Raw genomic sequence first — 17,520 nt, 5'->3', positions numbered from 1 at the left:
GGAGATGAAGAAATGGCCTACTTCAAAAAAGAAAGATTGAGCAAGGAAATATTCTGTAAAAATCCCGTTCTTTAAGTGTATTTAAAAATTAGACTATTTATGAAGATTCTCACTATTTCTCTTATCAATCTCCTGTTCTCTAGCGTACTTGTAGCACAATCGGTATCGCTTTCATTTTCATCAAACAGCACTACAAAACCTGTTGCGGTATATGAAAGTGGTGAAGTTCAAGTGAAGGAGGTATCTGGTTCTCTTATTAACACAGTAGCACATACTAAACCGTCTAGCGATCCTTCCTTTAAGACCTACGGACTAGCAAATGGATCTATTATCGTGCGTGAAAATATTGCTAATTTTGTGAAGTACAATGTGCTTGGTAAAACAGAATGGGCGATTTCGAACAGTACCCAAAGTAGTGGGGGAGAAAGCATTTCGGAGTTAGCAACCGACCCACAGGCACGAACTATTGTACTGTATAACCCCAAAGTGAAGAGCAGTGGCAAAGATGGCTCGCGCGCTAAAGTTGTGGGGATTGGTAAGAATGATGGGACCACCGATATCTATTACAGCGCAGACCGAATTATAAGAACGGTGCGAGTAGCAGAATCGGGCGAGTTTATCGCCATAGCGACCGGCAAAGCAGGCACTGACGATGAAATTGTGATTGTTGATCGATTTGGAAATCAAATTCAGACTATAACCTTCGATCAAGAAGTTAAAGGCTTAAATCTATACGGCAGTGGAAGCACACTCACAGTGTTCTCAGCAGGTAGAGTTGCGGTGTATTCAGTAATGGACGGTAAACGTATTGCCAGCAGTAGCTTCAGAAATGGTGAAGTTCAATTCGCCAACTACAGTTCATCTGATCAAAGCATTATTGCACTCACAGGAACGGTAGAAGGTGACCTTATTAAAGAAGGAGAAGTACGTATTGTAAACGTGGCGGCTCGTAAGATCGCTTCCAAAGAAGTAGCAGGAGCCCTGCAGTTTGTTAACTTAGATGATATCACTCTAAATCGTACAAGTCGCTTTACTTACCGTATCACGGGCTTCGACAAAGACCTGAGAGTAAACGCTAAGTTTTAATAGATATTAAAAGCCACGTAGTTATATACTTATAACGTGATTGCCTTACTCAGTACCAAAAACTTTACCATTTAAGGTATGAGTACAGCAATCACAGAATGGCTTTAAGTCTTTTGCTTCTAGATCAGGATTAACTCTTCGAAGTTTTTCGTTTTCATCCACATATAAACCAGAAAAGTAGGAGGATTCCCCGACTCTTACGTAATCCTCTTTTTCTTCATCTGTAAGCGCTACTATCCAAAAAATTGGATCTTCTTTGTCAAGTCGAGAAGTTGCTTCGCGATATACATCACTCCAATCAGAACCTACTTTTGATAACAGAAATCTAAATAAGGGGGTGTAATCTAACCCTCTTTTCTTTTTCCCGTGCATGGATCCTTTTACCTGTTCTATAGTGTCTCGCTTAATTCTTCTTGAATATTTGAAATCACCCCCAAAATCGTGACGTACACCTCGTGCTTTCGTATTCACCTTTCTATAAAGTGGTTTTTTGTCTCTATTCATTATTACAAAAGTAGAATTTAGTTTTTCGAAACCTTATCAAATTTCAACTTAACAACCCACCAAAGTAATAGTTTGTTTAATGGAATTCATAAGATCTGCTTCCGATCTATCACACATTCATAAGGTGATAATATCTTGGGGCGCAGGGGAATGAAATGATTGAAATATAATTATATTTCTAACACATAAGAGGTTATGGCTTTAATCTGTGTGCCACTTGCCCCTTTAAAAGTATAGAAGTCGGCAAAGGCATATTGTTGACCGTTCTGCATACGAATAATGCCATTGGCCGCTCCTTCCTTACCGTGGGATAATATCTGCTCAATGATTAATTCAGCGGTCTCTAAAGACCTCATTTTTTCTAGCTCTTTAGTGAAGTGCTCTTTTCCCTTAATCTTTTTGTCGCCTATTATATCCCAAACGATATCATCGGTAACGCTGGTGATGATCCGTTCAATGTCTCCATTAGCAAAGGCAATATTAAACTGTTTAATGAACTCCATTTTTGGAGAATTTCCACAATTCGGACTGGATGTGATTTTTGTCATGATTGAATCCCTAAACTAAATAACATTAAGTAGTGTGAGCAGGTATTTTATAAAATATCGGGTTGGTACTAATTGAACTAGCACCGATGCTTTGCTTATTCTTTTAATTCCTCTTCAATCATCCTCAATGTGAGTTCAATTTCCTCCTTTGTTGGAAGCATAATCACATAAGTCAATACTTGAGCAGTGTTTCGGGTCGTTTTGAATAGGGATATAAATTCATGGTCTGCCCTCAACTTAGAAATATTGGTTACTTTTATAGGCCTTATCCAATCTACTTCACTGAAATGTTCAAATGAATGAGGTATAAATTGCTCTTCTATCATTCTTGCATAAAATTCATCTACGAGGTAATAATATGGATAGGTGATATTATATAATTTCGATATTTGATTTCGCAGTGAATCGTTGCGGATGTTTCGCATTCCAATTTGCTTCAGAGTTTCATAGGGACCTTCATAAGCCGCAAAATAGGTATTGAGATATACCCTTGATATATGTGAAGAAAGGGTATCATTAAAATCCTCATCGCTTTCAATCCAATCTATTACAATTTCTTGGCTATCTATTGTTTTTTGTTGAGCTCGAATGTTGGTATTAACATCAATTAGGTCTTTTAATAAGCTGTTATGGACCTCCTTTAGTAAATCCTTTTCTAGCTCCTTAAGTTTAGTATTCTCATTCCAATTATTGATTTGTAGCGCGATTAATATCCCAATTACAACCAGAACAATTTCGCCGATAGCATAAATCAGATACTTACTGAGTTTATTATCAGACAGTAGCTTCTTGCGGATTCTTCTAAAGAATTTAAGCATGGCTTAGTGGTTGGTTAAAACTATACCCTAACTAACTCGAAACCGATGTTGCAGCACCCGAAGACTGCCATGCACTATTTAAATGTATACTTTAGCGCTTACTTTATTTATTGATTCCCTGTTCAATATCCATGGATTTTAATTCCGCATGGTAGACTTCCATTCTCGAGTACGCTGTTCCGTCAATTAATAAAATAACAATCAACATAGCAATAGATGTGATACTGATAGCCCTCCAAGTCGGTGTATTTATAAACAGAATGAGTAGAGCCGCCACAATGATAAGAAGAGGAATCACTTTAAATACTACAGTGTACTCCTTTAATGTACTTTCTGTGCGCTGCAATTCAGATTGATAAAAGCTTGAAATATCAGCCTTAAACTCTTCTTCAAATTGGGTAATTCTAGATTTATTGGTGAAAAATAGTCCGAGTCCTATGGTCATCAGTAATAAGCCAGCTACCAAAGTTGGAATGATATATGCTTTAGCTAAATCCGTTTTTCCTAACTGCCAAAATCCAAAACTAGCGAGTAAAAAGAGGATGGAGAAGATGATGAAGAATCGAGTGGAGAAAACTTCGGCTTTTGCCCAATCGGTAGCTAAATGTAGTAGGTCCATAATTTAATTCAGTTTGTATTTTTCTCGGTACTCGGAGGGACTTATTCCTTCTTTCTTTTTGAATAATCTCGAAAAATAGGGGGGATACTCAAAACCTAACTCATAAGCCACTTCTGATATACTTTTATGAGGATGTAAAAGCGAATTCTTTGCTACATCAATTAAGTGTAAGTGTAGATGTTCGGTAGTTGTTTTACCCGTTTCTTTTTTCAACGTGTCGCTTAAGTAGCGTTGTGATACCAACAATTTCTCAGCAATCTGTTCGATGCTTGGTATTCCATTTTCTTCCAATTTTCCTGATTCAAAGTATTCCGTTAAATACTGATTAAATTGCTCAGAAAGGTCGTTAGATATTTCTTTCCGGTTTAAAAACTGTCGTTCATAGAAACGATTGGCATACTTAAGCAAAGTGTCTAACTGTGAGATGATAATATCTTTACTGAAAGCATCTTGGTTGTTCTGATATTCAATGTCGATGTTTTCCACGATCGCCTCTATTTGTTTTTCTTCTTTTGGCGAAAGATGAAGTGCTTCATTAACAGAATAAGAGAAGAAGCCGTACTTTTTAATTTGTTGAGCTAGTGGCGTTCCTTTTAAAAAATCTTCGTGGAAGTTTATAGAAAAGCCTTTTTGCTCAAAAACCACACTACTATCCCATTGTAGAACTTGTCTTGGTGCAATGAATATCAAAGCGCCATTGGTAAAGTCATATTTTGTTCTTCCGTAGTTTAAATCGCCCTCCACATACTTTTTAAAACTTATGGAATAGCAATCATTAGTAATTGGGGGTGAACTTTCTTTCGGGCATGGTAAGAAGCCATCACCTTTCGAGTTAAACACACTTAGCATAGGGTGCTCAGGGCGAGGCAGTTCCAGATAAGCTAAATATGATGATAATGTTTTAAAATGTTGCATAGTCTGAGATTAGATGTTCCATCTTATATCTGTTTCTTTTTCTGAGATATCCCACAGTTTTTTAGCAACGGCTTTATCTTTAGCATGTGGTTCAATGTGATGTGCTCCAACAGGGCCAGTCCAATTATTTTTACCCGTTGGGCCATAAAAGCCTTTTTGATCAAGGTCAGGCTCTGTAGCACACATCAATTGTGGATAAGCTCCTCTTTCAGCCGATTGTGTTAAAGGGGAGAGTTTCATCAGATTAAAGACAAGTTTCATCATAAAACTACCACTGGTATTAATTAAGTTGGTTCTAGATGATCCTGGATGGCATGCATAGGCTTTAATATCGGTGTTACCAGCTTCTTGCAATCTATCTTGTAATTCATAGATGGTCATAATTTGTGCCAGTTTACTTTGACTATACGCATTGTTTGGGGTGTAATCGGTATCCCAATTCAAATCCTCAAATTTGATGGTTTTAATACCCATATTATATCCCATACTCCCCACTGTTACAATTCGGCCTTTGGATTCTTTAATAAGAGGAAACAGCAAAGCTTGAAGGGTAAAATGCCCGAAGAAATTCGTTCCCATTTGACTTTCCCAGCCGTCAACCGTTAATTTTTGTTCAGGAACCTGAGCAATGGCTGCATTGCAGATTAAGGCATCAATCTGAGAAACTGTTTCGAGAACTTCTTCAGCTGCTTTTTTCACTGAAGCTTGATCAGCTAAATCCATTTTAATAGCGGATACATCAATGTGGCTTCCAAGCTCTTGTTTTAGAATTTTGATGGCGTTTTCTGCTTTCATAGGATTTCTATTAAGCATAACCACTTTTGCACCTTTGGTTAACAATATCCGAGTAGCTTCAAAACCTGTTCCGCTTGTTGTTCCAGTTACAACGAAAGTTTTTCCTATTAAGCTTTTTATTCGATCAGGGGTCCAACCGTTCTTACCAAATTGATTTGATTCCATCTTGTCTCTTATTCATGTTTAAAATTATAACATAAAGGTAAGACAGTTGACCGCTCACCAACTTATACACATTTTCGAATGTCGTATACTTTTTGGTTGGTTTTTGAAATAAAGAACGCTTTGGCTTTGAGGCATCAATATTTATTCAAATGCTTTATCCAAATTCAGATACTCCGTTTCAATAAAGAAAATACTCCACTGTCCATATTCATAATCTCCTAAGTTTTCGGCTCTACTAAAAAAGAAGTACTTCCCGTCTCTAGAAAATCTTGGACTACTTTCTTCATCTTTGGTATTTACCAAATCGCCGATGGGTTTTGCTTTGCTCCAACCCGTGGCTGTTTTTCTAGAAACAAAGATATCTTCGCCGCCTGATCCCTCGGGAGCGCCATAAGAGTTAAATACTAAATATTTACCATCGGGTGAGAGTACAGCCGAGTAAACCCAATACTCGTCATTATCCCATATTCCGGTTATTGCCTTAGGGTCTGAAAAGTATTCGCCATCGAATGTAGTTTGGTAGAGTTTTATAGTGCTATCACCGCGAAACATTGTGGTGAAATAGTAATTCTCGTTGTCGTTGGTGAACAGGAAATTATTATTTGATGAAGGCCATTGTTCACCTTCAACTTGTACCGCATTGATGGGCTCGGGTAATGGACTTGGTTCGCTCCAACCATCCTCAGTAGCTTCCATCATCCATATATTCATATCAAAGTTACCTTTGTTCGGTTTATTTGGGATTTCACGTTCAGAACCGAAAAACATAAACTTTCCATTCGGCGTGATCATAGGCGTTTCATCTCGATCTGTAGAAAAACTAGCGAGCTGTGGTGGAGTCCATGTGCCGTTTTTAAATTCACTTTCGTAAATCATCTGCTACCCAGAAGGTGGACGTCTTGAAAAATAGACTTTTAGACCATCTTTCGAGAAAGCTAATTCAAATTCGCTATTGGCTTCCGTAGAAATAAAGCCAGCCGCAAATGGTATAGGTTCTGAAACCGCTGTTGTTGAGTAGTCAATTTCTGGGATGGTGGGTTCTGTATTACAACTAACCAAGCCAAAAATTATAATTCCGAAAATGATGTCTGATTTATTCACTGCATGCTTTTTTATATGTGGCCTAACGGTTAACTAATAGGAACGCATCTAGTTCAAATAAACTATTGATTGAATAAGAACCAGTTTTGATATAGTACCATTTCCGAAATCTATTATCAGCAGCAGATGTGTTAGACTCGCCTTTTATTTTACCCGCTTCATTGGAAAAGACTGAGTGCGTTCTTGTCCGTTTCTAGTCCCCGAAATTTCAGCCAATAATATTCCTGACAATATCACCTGCGTAGGAATACAGCACTTAACTTACTTATTTAATGACTTTAAATGCCGGTCGATTTGCTTTTCCAATGAAAGAACTAGTCTATGGTTGAGTTCATACTGATTTTGCATATAGTAACGCCACGTAAGGTTCAGTTTAATAACTTCATAAAATTCCTCATCCTGTATCCAGTTCTCATAATTGCGTGGCACACCTGAAACCCAAAATTCTTCTATATTAATATGCTTCAGAATTTGTGGATAAAAGTATTCCCACTGATATCTATCGTCCAATCCTTTTTCTAAGTTTTCTAAATACTCGTATTTATTTGAGTAAAGATTTGAAATACTATATCGAAGTGAATCATTAGAGATTAAATCTAGACCCACAGATTTTAAATTTTCCCACGTAGAGGTGTTTTCTGAAAGTTGGAAATTCCCGAAAATATTTCCGAAATAGGGCTTTAATGTGTCACTATAAGGTATCTTTTCTTCTATAACCGTTTTTATAACCTCATTATATTCTATGCGTAGCTGATTGTTATGAATGTTGTATTCTAAGTCTTTTCGATCTTCATTTAAGTTACTTTTCATTTCGGTCAGTAATAAAGCTTCTTTCTCTCTGTTCTTATTTGCTTCATTCCAGTTATTAATCTGAAGTGCAATCAAAATCCCAATCACAACCAGAACAATTTCCCCAATGGCATAAACCAGATATTTACTGAACTTGTTATCAGAAAGTAGTTTTTGTCGAATTTTTCTAAAGAATTTTATCATCTATTAACGGTGTCTGATCATGAAGCCCAACGATGTCGTAAAGCATTCAGTTACGGGTTAAAATGCGGTTAAACATTCTTGCACATTTATTCAATACAAATATTCATCAATCATTTCTATGAGTCGGTTTGCCTTTAGGATTGCTTCTCTTGATAACGAAATTTCACCACCAGCTCGAAATCTTCTTCCTATAAGTGCATTTTCAAAAACAGAACTCTCTCTTAGTATGTTGGTATTATTTAGTGATGGATTCCTTGTTTTTGCATAGGGATTTGAGTTTGGTAAAAATGAACCGAATTCCATTCTATTATAAGTAAAGGCCTCCATATGATTTTTTACGAATTGGTTATTCTCATATGTAAGACTCGAAATTTTGTCGACTAAAGCATAATAATTGTAGATGGCTTGTATTAATTCCTGATTATTAATCCATTGGAAATGGGAACCTGTTTCCATCGAATTAAACGTTGTGGTTGTTGGAAAGAAAGTTCTTTCTGTGGCTACATCAAATATGCTATCCGCAAAGCTCGATAAAGGCAAGTCCTCATATTCAGGTAATGAGATAATTCGAAATGAAAAATCAACAGCCTCTAAAACGGACTGGTTATAATCTACTTGGTTATTTAGGTTTTCTACATCTTCTTGAAGGTTCAATTTCACAGAGTTTAGTGATGCATGTAAAATATATTGTTCCTTCTTGGATTCATTCCAGTTATTAATCTGAAGTGCAATCAATATCCCAATTACAACCAGTACTATCTCCCCAATGGCATAAACCAGATATTTACTGAACTTGTTATCAGAAAGTAGTTTTTGTCGAATTTTTCGAAAGAATTTTATCATCTGTTAGCGGTGTTTGAGAATGAAGCCCAAGGCTTTGATAAAGTGCGTTTCTACGCACTTTATCTTTTATTCGTAGCCTGTTAATTGTTTTTTGCTGGAGTAGGAAAAGGAGGTTGTTTAATGTTGAGCATGTTTTCATTTATTTGCTTCATTAGTTCCTCTACAGCTCTTTCCAATTGTGGATCTCTTCCATTTGCAATCGACTTTGCATCCATTCGTACTTCAATGTCGGGAGCAACTCCTTTGTTTTCAGCAATCCATTCATTTTTTGCGGGATCAAAAATGGCATTGTCAGGAGAAGTCAGAAATCCTCCATCAATCATACGATAGTGAGTTGAACTTTTGACTAGTCCTCCCCAAGTGGTGGTACCGATTAAAAGTCCGGCTTTTTGTTGCCTAAATACCCAAGGGAAGAAGTCGCCACCTGAGCCTGCCATTTCGTTGATGAGGAGTACCTTAGGACCAAGAATTCCTGCTGGCATCACCTTAGGAGCCGCTCCGGGAACTTCGTTTGTATAGGCCGCACGCACCTCTCGAGTCATCAAATCCACCATATAGTCATCTAGTAAACCACCGCCATTGTATCGTTCATCGATTACAGCGCCTAATTTATCCTGCTGTGCAAAAAAGTATCTGTTAAAGGATATCAATCCTTGACTAGACGTATTAGGCACCCAAACGTAGGCAAGTTTACCACCCGACAAACTATCAACTAGCTTGCGGTTATCTTCTACCCAGGCTCTTTGGCGTAGATTGTTTTCACTGCGGATGGGTTTTACAGTGATCTTCCATGATCCTGTGAAGGTTGCCTTATCATTGATGTGTAGAATGGTTTGTTTGTTAAGCGTACCATCAAGGGCTTCAAATAGATTGTCGGTAGCTGACAGCTCTTCTCCATTGATACCCACCAGAAAATTTCCTTCTTCTACTTTTAAACCGGGTTGGTCTAATGGACTGGTGAGTTCAGGGTTCCAGTTTTCCGTGGTATAGATTCTTCCGATTTTCCAACGTCCATTAACCGGGATAAAATCGGCACCTAATAGACCTACTTTGTTTGATGCTACTTCTGGGAAATCCCCACCACCCACAAAACTGTGGCCTACAGAAAGTTCGCCATTCATCTGATCTAAGATATAATTCAAATCACTTCTGTGCTTCACATATTCAACTAAAGGAGCATATCGATGATATACCTCATCCCAGTCTCTGCCGTGAAGGTCTGGATCATAAAAATAGTCTTTTTCATATCGCCAGGCTTCTTCAAAAATTTGCTTCCATTCTGCTGTACGGTCGAGTTTTAATTCAAGACTAACCCGCACGGGTTTAGAGGAGGCTTTATCTCCTTGAGTACCCGAGATGCCCCAGCTACCATTAGATTGAATCAATACTTTCTCTTTGTCAGAAGCCATGATAAATCGACTAACATTTGTGGAGAATTCTTGTAACTCTCTATCCGAAAGCTTGAATTTATCAATGCTTAATCCTCGCTGATTAGGTACACGTTCTGCAATGAAAACGGACCCTTTCGGCCCAGCAGTTAGATAAGCATAGCTTCTGGTGGGAACAGGAAGAGGTATGATTCTTCTGTCGATGTTGTCAAAATCGATGGAAACTTCCATGCTATTGGTATCGCTAGGCTTTTCTTTTTTCTTAGAAGTGGATGCTTCTTCAGATTTTTCTTTTTCTACTTCTTCCTCATCGCTTTCTAGCTCAAAAGGAGATGGGTCCGAAGCTCTCAGGTTGATGACGTAAGCTGCATATTCTGGACGAGAGGTCATGGCACTCGTATTGGCCCAGCCTGACCCCAAAGCTATATTTGTACTGGCAAGAAAGTATAGATGCCTTCCATCTTGATCCCAAGCAGGCGAAGAGGCATTCGCAAATTCATTGGTAATGGCTTTGGTTGAATTGGTAGCCATCGACCAGACCATCACTTGGGTAAAATTGTTGCTACCAGCACGTGTATAAGCCAGCCATTTTGAGTCGGGTGCCCAACTCAATCCCATATTCCCTCTTTCAATGTTGATACCGCCCATTCCTATGGTTTTGATAGTTTCGTTTGAAAAGTCAATCAATCGAACTCTTAAGTCATCGTCAACGAATGCTAGGTATTTTCCATCTGGCGACCATACTGGCTCCCATGCGTATTTAGATTCTCCAATAGAGATATCCGGATAGGTCGTCATGCCGTCCTGCGAAATACGTTTCAGCTTATAATTGCTATGGCCTTCATCAGAAAACCATGCGATAATGTCCCCATTGGGCGACCATATAGGCTTTCTATCGGCAACTAGTGCCGAATTGGTAAGATTTCTTGTATCACCTTTCTCTGCTGGAACGGTGAACACTTCACCCCTAGATTCAAAAATCACCCGCTTACCTTTGGCAGAAAGCGATACATGTTGAACATCATTTGTAATGTTTTCCCATTGAGTCTCGGCCCACTGAAAATCACCAATAATCGTAATCCCTAAGGTGGAAATATTCCCAGATGTAAGGTCATATAGATGCAGCAACCCTTCACGCTCAAAAACCAATTGTTTTTCATTTCCAGAGAACCACTTCACATCGGCTCCATCAAAGGTGGTGATTTGCGACAGTTCTTTAGTATCTAGATCATAAGCCCAAATATTGGCGACCCCTTTGTTGCGATCAGATAAAAAATAAATGGTATCACCTATCCACCTGGGTAGGATGTCTATGGTTTTCTCATTCGGAATAAGTACTTCGGAATTATCCGATAAATCAAGAATAACCAATGGGGTGTTTTGACCACCTCTATAACCTCTAAATTCTGATTCCCATCGGGAAACAACATCCAAAACGATTCTCGATCCATCGGGTGCGTAAGAACCTGCTGCTCCGCGTTGTGGGCTAACTAATTCACTCACGCCTCCATTCTTTGGGATCGTCCACAGCCGATTAGAAGGGCTAGGAGCATAATCTCGAGTGGATGCATACAAAACTTTATCTCCGTCAGGTGTCCAGCCAGCAACTACAGCACCACTAGGATGCCAGGTCAGTCTTTTAGGGGTGCCACCGGCAATAGATACGGTATATACCGAGTTCACACCAGATCTGTTTGATGTAAAGGCTATGGTAGTTCCATCAGGGGAAATCATTGGATTTCGTTCTACAGCATTGGTACTGGTTATCCGTCTTACATTTTCACCGTTGAGATCACTCACCCATACATCACTTCCATAAGTAAAGGCGATATTGGATTCGCTAATAGACGGTTGACGTAACAGTTTTGTAGGCTGAGCACTAACTAGAGTAGCGGCTAACATTCCACATACTAAAATCGGGATCACTCTATATTTTAATTTCATTTCGTTTTGATCTGTTGACTTTGAAGAGCAGGATAAAGTGAATAAAACTGTTTTAATTTCAAAATTGAGCTCCTGAATCTTAGAGTTTTATCCAAAAAAAAAGCCCGACTCTTAAAGCCGGGCTTGTGTATTTTCTGCAATGGCATCAGGTAAAAACCATATAAGTAATAGCCTCAATGGAGACTATCATTTACCTAATTAGTACTAGGAGGCTCGATCATACCCATTTGTATGCTGCGATTGTACATGTCGTGCATATCAAAGCCTTTAACGATTTTGCCATTATCTACGGTGTACTTAAACACGGTTTTGTAGGCAATCTCTTTGTTTGTGGGAGCGGCCATGCCTAGTCGAGTAAATGTGGGATTGGTATGCGTAAACTTGCCAGTGGCGAATAGTACCACATCATTTCCCTCCGCTATCACTTCATCGATTTCAAACCTTAAGTCAGGCATCATTTGTGCAAACATTTTGCGACCCTCACGCATGCTTTCGGGCGTATAGGCTTTGCCTTTAAAGTTAGTAGATGGTGCGTAGTCAATGTAGGTGGGATCAAGTAATTGATCCAATGCATCTAAGTCTTCCATGTTCCACATGGCATTTAAGAAGGTCAAAACAATTTCCTTGTTTTCATCTTCTTGGGTACGAGTGGGTTCGTTGGTGTTGCTGCATGCCGACAAAACCAGCATTACAAGAACCATAGTTAGTGAGTTTTTTATCATAAGTGGATTAATTATTTAAAGCGTTAATCTAATTCTTTTTTCATCCTAAAATTTGTCAGTTCTACTTTATGTCGAACAACGGACTGTTTTTTTACTATTTGAAATCCCTGCATTTCAAAAAAAGGCATGGCTAAAATGAATAATTCACATTTAACATCAAAGCCTTACGCTAGTGCACTTAAAGGACTAATCACATAACCATTTTCACGGTCATCCTGAACTTGATTCAGGATCTGTAAAGAAATTAACGATGAACTGGATGGGCGTTTATCAAAGCCTCGTGTTCATCTTGAACTAAAGGAACGCCTTAGATGGCATGCGTTCCCAACGTGGACGTTGGGAACGAGGGAGGGCATGATCTTACAAAAAAAGCTGTCACCCTGAGCCGATGAGTACTTCTAAGGCCACTTTATCGATTGCGAAGGGTCTCAAACCCTGAACTAGCTATGAGTAGTGCGTTCACTTAAGATCCTTCGATGTAACAGAGCTTATTTCAAGACTCGACTTAAAATTATTTGGTCATCCTGAACTTGATTCAGGATCTGTAAGGGAATTCTCTTTGCAATGCAAGAATCTTAAGCAAAGCTTCATTCAACAACCCTATCGCACATTCATAGCCAACTTAAGATCCTGAATCACGCATCACTTCGTTCTGCTGTTCAGGATGACGTCGTTTTGGTTGTTTGGATGTTAGTTAAGTGAGTAGTAACACTAGCAGGGTAAACCAAAAAACTTCCAAACATCTCCGGCGTTGGAATTGCATGTTGTGCCTGGCGTGGCTAAGGAAGGCCCGGACCCCGACAGCTGTCGGGGCGGTGCTGCTCCCCTTTTGTCCACACAAAAGGGGAAGGGAAAAAGTGATTGTGGCTCACTAAAAGTGACAATAATTAAATCATAATTCAGCTTTAAATTATAAGTCATCCTGAACTTGCCAGCCGGTAGGCGGGCAAAATTGATTCAGGATCTGTAGAGAAACTAACGATGAACTGGATGGGCGTTTATCAAAGCCCTGGGTTCATCTTGAACTAAAGGCAAGCCTTATACAACACGCGTTCCTAACATGGACATTGGGAAGGAGGGAGGGCATAATCTTTAATCATTGAAGTACCCAGTTTATTAATTCCTGCGATTCTTTATAGAACTCTTCCTAGTCTTTTGGCTTCAGCATCTTTTCTTGCTCCATACACCATTCCGAGCACAATTCCAACACCTGTTCCAATAGATAACCCAATACTTAATCCAAAAGTTGGATTAAAAGCAGATCCTATAGATACTCCAATTCCCGTTCCTAAAACCATTCCATAGATTATTCCTAATTCTGTATAATGTTTTTCAGAGGTGAAAGAAAACTCATTTTTCAGGAATGCCTTAAATTCAGAAAGTTTTTGTTGGTAGTATTTTTTTCTGTTTTCCTTTACCGAATTTAGATTTAATGAAGAGAGTTTTTCTTGTATTAGTATCGATTGATTTTCAGTCAAATCCCTCTTTTTTAAAGAAGAAATTGTTCGGATAAAACAGTTGTAAATTTTTATTTCTGATTTTTTATCCGTCTGAGATATTAAATTGTATAATAATTCGGAAGTGTCGTTTACATTCATTTTTTCTCTCGTATATTTTATAAGTGGCTTAATAATATGAGTTACCCATTTTGTTCAATCCTCTTTTTCTAATTGGCTACAACACAGGATGAACACTCACGGAGTTCCTGATATCCCTAATATTTACAGGGCTAAAATGAATAATTCACATTTAACATCAAAGCCTTATACAACATGTGTTCCCAACGTGGACATTGGGAACGAGGGTATAAGGGAGTGACGGTATGTATAGCTGCAGATGGAGTTATCAATTAGCAAACATTAGTTATATTTTTTGTTGGCAACATTTATTTTTTTGGAGACTTTAAATCTCTATCAGTTCTCCCATCATCATAGTACCCTTCCAGAGCTATAACTGTGTTATTTTCTAATATAAACCGAATTCTGAAATCAGGTAATCCTTTTAATTTAAACTCATCTTCGCTTAAGGGTGTAAGTTCATATTTTCCCCTATCACCTCTTTGATAGTATAACTTTCCATTTTCAAAAGTAACAACTCGTTCGTTATACCTTCCAGTGTAAGATTTAAGAATGTCTGGCTCAATTTTTATAGGATTGAGTAATGCTTTTTGTGTTTTTAAATGCCATTCATAATAATGTTTCATTTGAAGGTCTTGAGTTTTTTTCGATAAAGAATCAAGTGCAGTAATTTGAGCAATCTCTAAAGCTTGTTCTGCTTTAACTTTAATATGCGGTACAACCCCAGTACCTTCCCAATTGGTATTCGATATTGGGTTAATTGCATTACCTGCTGGTATCCACATGGCGAATCTATCTGTCAGAAACTCCATTCCACCTGCATGTGCGCCACCACCAGTTGTTTCTCCAATTAAAGTGGCACGTTTTAGTTGCTTTAAATTATAACTAAACTCTTCGGCAGCCGAAAATGTGCGGCTACTTGTTAGTATATATATATCAGCAAAAGGATTTCGTTTTCCACTAACATGTGGTAGGGTATAAGTATGTGTGTAAGTATCCGTCGGCTTCCAATAGATAGTATTTAGATGCACCATATTTTCTGCTCCATAAAGATAACTAGTAATCAATTGAATTATGCCCGGCGTTCCCCCTCCATTTTGGCGAAGATCTATAATTAGTGCATCTGTGTTACTTAAAAAATTCATTGCTGCCACAGCAGTTTCCCCTGCATATTGAGCTTTAAAAAATCCTTTAAGATTCAAGTAGCCTATATTACCATCTAATATTTTTACCTCTTTGAAACCAAAATTTTCCCGTTTCATTCTATCTATTTGCTTATTAATAAATTTGAGGCTGTCTGCAGCGGTTACAACTTTTTGTTCTTCTGCAATCATTTCGGGGGCATAAATAACACGAAGGTGAATGTCGTTACTTACAGACTGTAAATCTTGCGTGAGTTTATTTGCAAATTCCATTGGATCATCAATCGACTTATAAAACCCTTTACTTAAGTTGTTTTCTAACTTTGATAGCATTTTTTCTGCAATTTCAGGAAATATATAGTTCGTTCTTAATTTGTTTCCAATTGAATCGATTATAATCTCGGTTTGTATAGCTGTTAAACCAGAATCATGTAGTGTGGGGGGTAAATCAGTATTACGGTTCTGCGCATTTATATTGTCTGTTGGTGTTAAGATGAAAAAAAGTAAAGCAATTATTAAAGTCTTGATCATTTTCTTAAAGCTTGAGTTATTAAAGTTTTGACTTAGTTTTTGATATGTCAAAACTGCTGAAAACGAATTGCTTTATAAAAAGAAATAGATAAACGGAAGGCTTTTATATACGTTTGATGGGATTGTGTCTATTTTGAAAAATTAGAATCAATAAACATCTGAAAGTTCTCTTTATATTTTTCCGAAACAGGGATGTTTTTTTTGCCAAAGATGATATGATTACGCTCAATGGTTGTAACTTTTTTTAAGTTCACTATAAAAGACCGATGCACACGCATAAAGTATTTATTAGGCAACTCTTCTTCTAAAGACTTCATACTTTTTAAGGAGAGTATTGGTTTTTCAGAATTGACCGTATAGAATTTTAAATAGTCTTTTAACCCTTCTACATACATTAAATCTTTTAATTCTATTTTAATCAATTTGTAATCAGATTTTACGAATATATAATCATCATTATAATTTGCAGTATGTCCTTGTATTGGAGTATTCCGAATTTGTTTTTTTGCTTTATTTAATGCTGAAAAAAACTCTGAATAACTAATAGGTTTTACTAAGTAATCTATGGCATTTACCTTATAACTTTCTAAAGCAAACTCTTCAAAGGCAGTAGTAAAAATAATTTTTGCTTTATCATTTACGATCGTTTTTGAAAACTCCATACCTGATAAATTTGGCATTTGTATATCACAAAAAATCAAATCGATATCATTTTCTTCAAGTATTTCTAAAGCTGTAATAGCGTTATTACATTTTGCAACTAATTCTAAATAAGGTGTAGATTTCACATAACCTTCTAAAAGATTAAGTGCTAGCGGTTCATCATCAATCAATATACATTTAATCATTATTATTGAACGGTTAGTATCAATTTAGCTGTGTATATATTATTACTATCTTCTTGGGTCAATTCAAATCTGTTTGGATATGTCAATTCTAGCCTCTTTTTAAGATTTTTAAGACCAATTCCAGAATCTGTTATATACTCTGTTTTAGGAAATGAAGAATTTATAATGCTATAGTGTATGGTATCCTTTCGTATACCCAAGTTGATCTTTATAAAACTAGGTTGCACAGTATCTACACCATGTTTAAATGCGTTTTCGACAAAGGAGATTAATAAGAGTGGAGCAACTTGGATGGGTTGATTAATCATAGGAAAATTTTTTGTTAAGGTTAAATTAGAGGAAGTTCGTAATTGCATTAAGTCTATGTAGCGATCCAAAAAATCAATTTCTTTTGCCAAAGGAACATGGTTTTTTGCAGATTCATGTAGCAAATAACGCATCATTTTACTCAAACTATGAATAGAGGTTTTGGCTGTATTAGGAGAACTATCAATTAATGAATAAATATTATTTAAAGTATTGAATAGGAAGTGAGGTTGAATTTGGTATTTCAAGTATTTGATTTCCGCATCTAATTGGGTCTGTTTTATTTGTTGTAAAATCAATTCATTTTTAGTCCAATTATTGTTCATTTTTAAACCAATACACATCCCAATACCTAAAATCATTGGTAATAAAAGTTGAATAGATGTATAGGCTCCACTTTTAACCTCTCTAAGTCTGACACCATCTATTGAAGGGTTAAAAACAATTAATTTTAAGAAGTACTGAATTAGGAAATATATTCCAATAATGAGTAAGAGGTTTACGATATAAAAACGGGCTTTTCTATTTTTAAAAAAGTACTGATCTACCAATACAAAATAATTGAAGTAGAAAACTACAAAAAGGCTACTGGTTGATAACCAATTTCTATTGATTATATATTGTGTTTGTGAAATATCCTCCAATGATAAAAGAGGCCATAAAAACACGATGAAC

17 protein-coding genes are annotated in these 17,520 nt (G+C 37.2%); 1 reads left to right on the top strand and 16 read right to left on the bottom strand.

The annotated features are described in order from the left end of the window. Nucleotides 1–99: 99 nt before the first annotated feature. Nucleotides 100–1,086: a hypothetical protein gene (locus tag B155_RS0103800; RefSeq protein ID WP_018126921.1), complete on the top strand. Its 987-nt coding sequence runs from the start codon at nucleotides 100–102 to the stop codon at nucleotides 1,084–1,086. A 45-nt stretch (nucleotides 1,087–1,131) separates the two neighbouring features. Here the strand turns inward: B155_RS0103800 and B155_RS0103795 are convergent, their stop codons facing one another. The 16 genes from B155_RS0103795 to B155_RS0103715 form a co-directional block, all read right to left on the bottom strand. After that, entirely contained in the window at nucleotides 1,132–1,590 is a 459-nt protein-coding gene (locus B155_RS0103795; RefSeq protein WP_018126920.1) for a hypothetical protein, read from the bottom strand. 170 nt (nucleotides 1,591–1,760) lie between these two features. Next, a complete protein-coding gene (locus B155_RS0103790; protein ID WP_018126919.1) occupies nucleotides 1,761–2,138 on the bottom strand; it encodes a nuclear transport factor 2 family protein in 378 nt (125 codons plus the stop codon). 95 nt (nucleotides 2,139–2,233) lie between these two features. Next, nucleotides 2,234–2,956, bottom strand: coding sequence for a DUF6090 family protein (locus B155_RS13535; RefSeq protein WP_018126918.1), 723 nt, complete (start codon nucleotides 2,954–2,956; stop codon nucleotides 2,234–2,236). Between the two features lie 103 nt (nucleotides 2,957–3,059). After that, entirely contained in the window at nucleotides 3,060–3,575 is a 516-nt protein-coding gene (locus B155_RS0103780) for a hypothetical protein (RefSeq protein ID WP_018126917.1), read from the bottom strand. A 3-nt stretch (nucleotides 3,576–3,578) separates the two neighbouring features. Further along, nucleotides 3,579–4,490 (bottom strand): helix-turn-helix domain-containing protein, encoded by a 912-nt coding sequence (locus B155_RS0103775; RefSeq protein WP_018126916.1) that lies wholly within the window; start codon nucleotides 4,488–4,490, stop codon nucleotides 3,579–3,581. 9 nt (nucleotides 4,491–4,499) lie between these two features. Next, entirely contained in the window at nucleotides 4,500–5,450 is a 951-nt protein-coding gene (locus B155_RS0103770; protein WP_018126915.1) for an SDR family oxidoreductase, read from the bottom strand. A gap of 141 nt (nucleotides 5,451–5,591) precedes the next feature. Beyond that, nucleotides 5,592–6,326: a TolB family protein gene (locus B155_RS0103765; RefSeq protein WP_018126914.1), complete on the bottom strand. Its 735-nt coding sequence runs from the start codon at nucleotides 6,324–6,326 to the stop codon at nucleotides 5,592–5,594. Between the two features lie 3 nt (nucleotides 6,327–6,329). Further along, on the bottom strand, nucleotides 6,330–6,551 hold the full coding sequence (locus B155_RS0103760; protein WP_018126913.1) for a hypothetical protein: 222 nt from the start codon (nucleotides 6,549–6,551) through the stop codon (nucleotides 6,330–6,332). 261 nt (nucleotides 6,552–6,812) lie between these two features. Next, the gene (locus B155_RS12915) at nucleotides 6,813–7,544 is read right to left on the bottom strand and encodes a DUF6090 family protein (RefSeq protein WP_018126912.1); all 732 of its coding nucleotides are present in this window, start codon (nucleotides 7,542–7,544) and stop codon (nucleotides 6,813–6,815) included. A 90-nt stretch (nucleotides 7,545–7,634) separates the two neighbouring features. Next, the gene (locus B155_RS13530) at nucleotides 7,635–8,387 is read right to left on the bottom strand and encodes a DUF6090 family protein (RefSeq protein WP_018126911.1); all 753 of its coding nucleotides are present in this window, start codon (nucleotides 8,385–8,387) and stop codon (nucleotides 7,635–7,637) included. Between the two features lie 80 nt (nucleotides 8,388–8,467). After that, nucleotides 8,468–11,719, bottom strand: coding sequence for a S41 family peptidase (locus tag B155_RS0103745; RefSeq protein ID WP_026167182.1), 3,252 nt, complete (start codon nucleotides 11,717–11,719; stop codon nucleotides 8,468–8,470). A 194-nt stretch (nucleotides 11,720–11,913) separates the two neighbouring features. Then, complete coding sequence (locus B155_RS0103740) at nucleotides 11,914–12,441, bottom strand: ester cyclase (protein ID WP_018126909.1); 528 nt, start codon at nucleotides 12,439–12,441, stop codon at nucleotides 11,914–11,916. Nucleotides 12,442–13,574: 1,133 nt separating this feature from the next. After that, nucleotides 13,575–14,039, bottom strand: a complete 465-nt coding sequence (locus tag B155_RS0103730; protein WP_018126907.1) for a hypothetical protein — start codon at nucleotides 14,037–14,039, stop codon at nucleotides 13,575–13,577. Between the two features lie 287 nt (nucleotides 14,040–14,326). Next, nucleotides 14,327–15,691 carry a S41 family peptidase gene (locus B155_RS12905; RefSeq protein ID WP_018126906.1) on the bottom strand — a complete coding sequence of 455 codons (1,365 nt, stop codon included), beginning with the start codon at nucleotides 15,689–15,691 and terminating at the stop codon, nucleotides 14,327–14,329. Nucleotides 15,692–15,819: 128 nt separating this feature from the next. Further along, nucleotides 15,820–16,542 carry a LytR/AlgR family response regulator transcription factor gene (locus B155_RS0103720; protein ID WP_026167181.1) on the bottom strand — a complete coding sequence of 241 codons (723 nt, stop codon included), beginning with the start codon at nucleotides 16,540–16,542 and terminating at the stop codon, nucleotides 15,820–15,822. Next, nucleotides 16,542–17,396, bottom strand: a complete 855-nt coding sequence (locus tag B155_RS0103715) for a sensor histidine kinase (protein ID WP_169331270.1) — start codon at nucleotides 17,394–17,396, stop codon at nucleotides 16,542–16,544. The genes B155_RS0103720 and B155_RS0103715 overlap by 1 nt, the downstream gene beginning before the upstream one ends. Nucleotides 17,397–17,520 lie beyond the last annotated feature (124 nt).

It is taken from the genome of Balneola vulgaris DSM 17893 (assembly GCF_000375465.1).
Taxonomy (GTDB): domain Bacteria; phylum Bacteroidota; class Rhodothermia; order Balneolales; family Balneolaceae; genus Balneola; species Balneola vulgaris.
The sequence above is the reverse complement of the archived record's forward strand: the minus strand, read 5'-3'. Positions and strand labels throughout refer to the sequence as shown.

Bases quoted from the DNA above. Each gene is read 5' to 3' on its own strand.
- B155_RS0103800 (WP_018126921.1), top strand. From the start codon at position 100: ATGAAGATTCTCACTATTTCTCTTATCAATCTCCTGTTCTCTAGCGTA.
- B155_RS0103795 (WP_018126920.1), bottom strand. From the start codon at position 1,590: ATGAATAGAGACAAAAAACCACTTTATAGAAAGGTGAATACGAAAGCA.
- B155_RS0103790 (WP_018126919.1), bottom strand. From the start codon at position 2,138: ATGACAAAAATCACATCCAGTCCGAATTGTGGAAATTCTCCAAAAATG.
- B155_RS13535 (WP_018126918.1), bottom strand. From the start codon at position 2,956: ATGCTTAAATTCTTTAGAAGAATCCGCAAGAAGCTACTGTCTGATAAT.
- B155_RS0103780 (WP_018126917.1), bottom strand. From the start codon at position 3,575: ATGGACCTACTACATTTAGCTACCGATTGGGCAAAAGCCGAAGTTTTC.
- B155_RS0103775 (WP_018126916.1), bottom strand. From the start codon at position 4,490: ATGCAACATTTTAAAACATTATCATCATATTTAGCTTATCTGGAACTG.
- B155_RS0103770 (WP_018126915.1), bottom strand. From the start codon at position 5,450: ATGGAATCAAATCAATTTGGTAAGAACGGTTGGACCCCTGATCGAATA.
- B155_RS0103765 (WP_018126914.1), bottom strand. From the start codon at position 6,326: ATGATTTACGAAAGTGAATTTAAAAACGGCACATGGACTCCACCACAG.
- B155_RS12915 (WP_018126912.1), bottom strand. From the start codon at position 7,544: ATGATAAAATTCTTTAGAAAAATTCGACAAAAACTACTTTCTGATAAC.
- B155_RS13530 (WP_018126911.1), bottom strand. From the start codon at position 8,387: ATGATAAAATTCTTTCGAAAAATTCGACAAAAACTACTTTCTGATAAC.
- B155_RS0103745 (WP_026167182.1), bottom strand. From the start codon at position 11,719: ATGAAATTAAAATATAGAGTGATCCCGATTTTAGTATGTGGAATGTTA.
- B155_RS0103740 (WP_018126909.1), bottom strand. From the start codon at position 12,441: ATGATAAAAAACTCACTAACTATGGTTCTTGTAATGCTGGTTTTGTCG.
- B155_RS0103730 (WP_018126907.1), bottom strand. From the start codon at position 14,039: ATGAATGTAAACGACACTTCCGAATTATTATACAATTTAATATCTCAG.
- B155_RS12905 (WP_018126906.1), bottom strand. From the start codon at position 15,691: ATGATCAAGACTTTAATAATTGCTTTACTTTTTTTCATCTTAACACCA.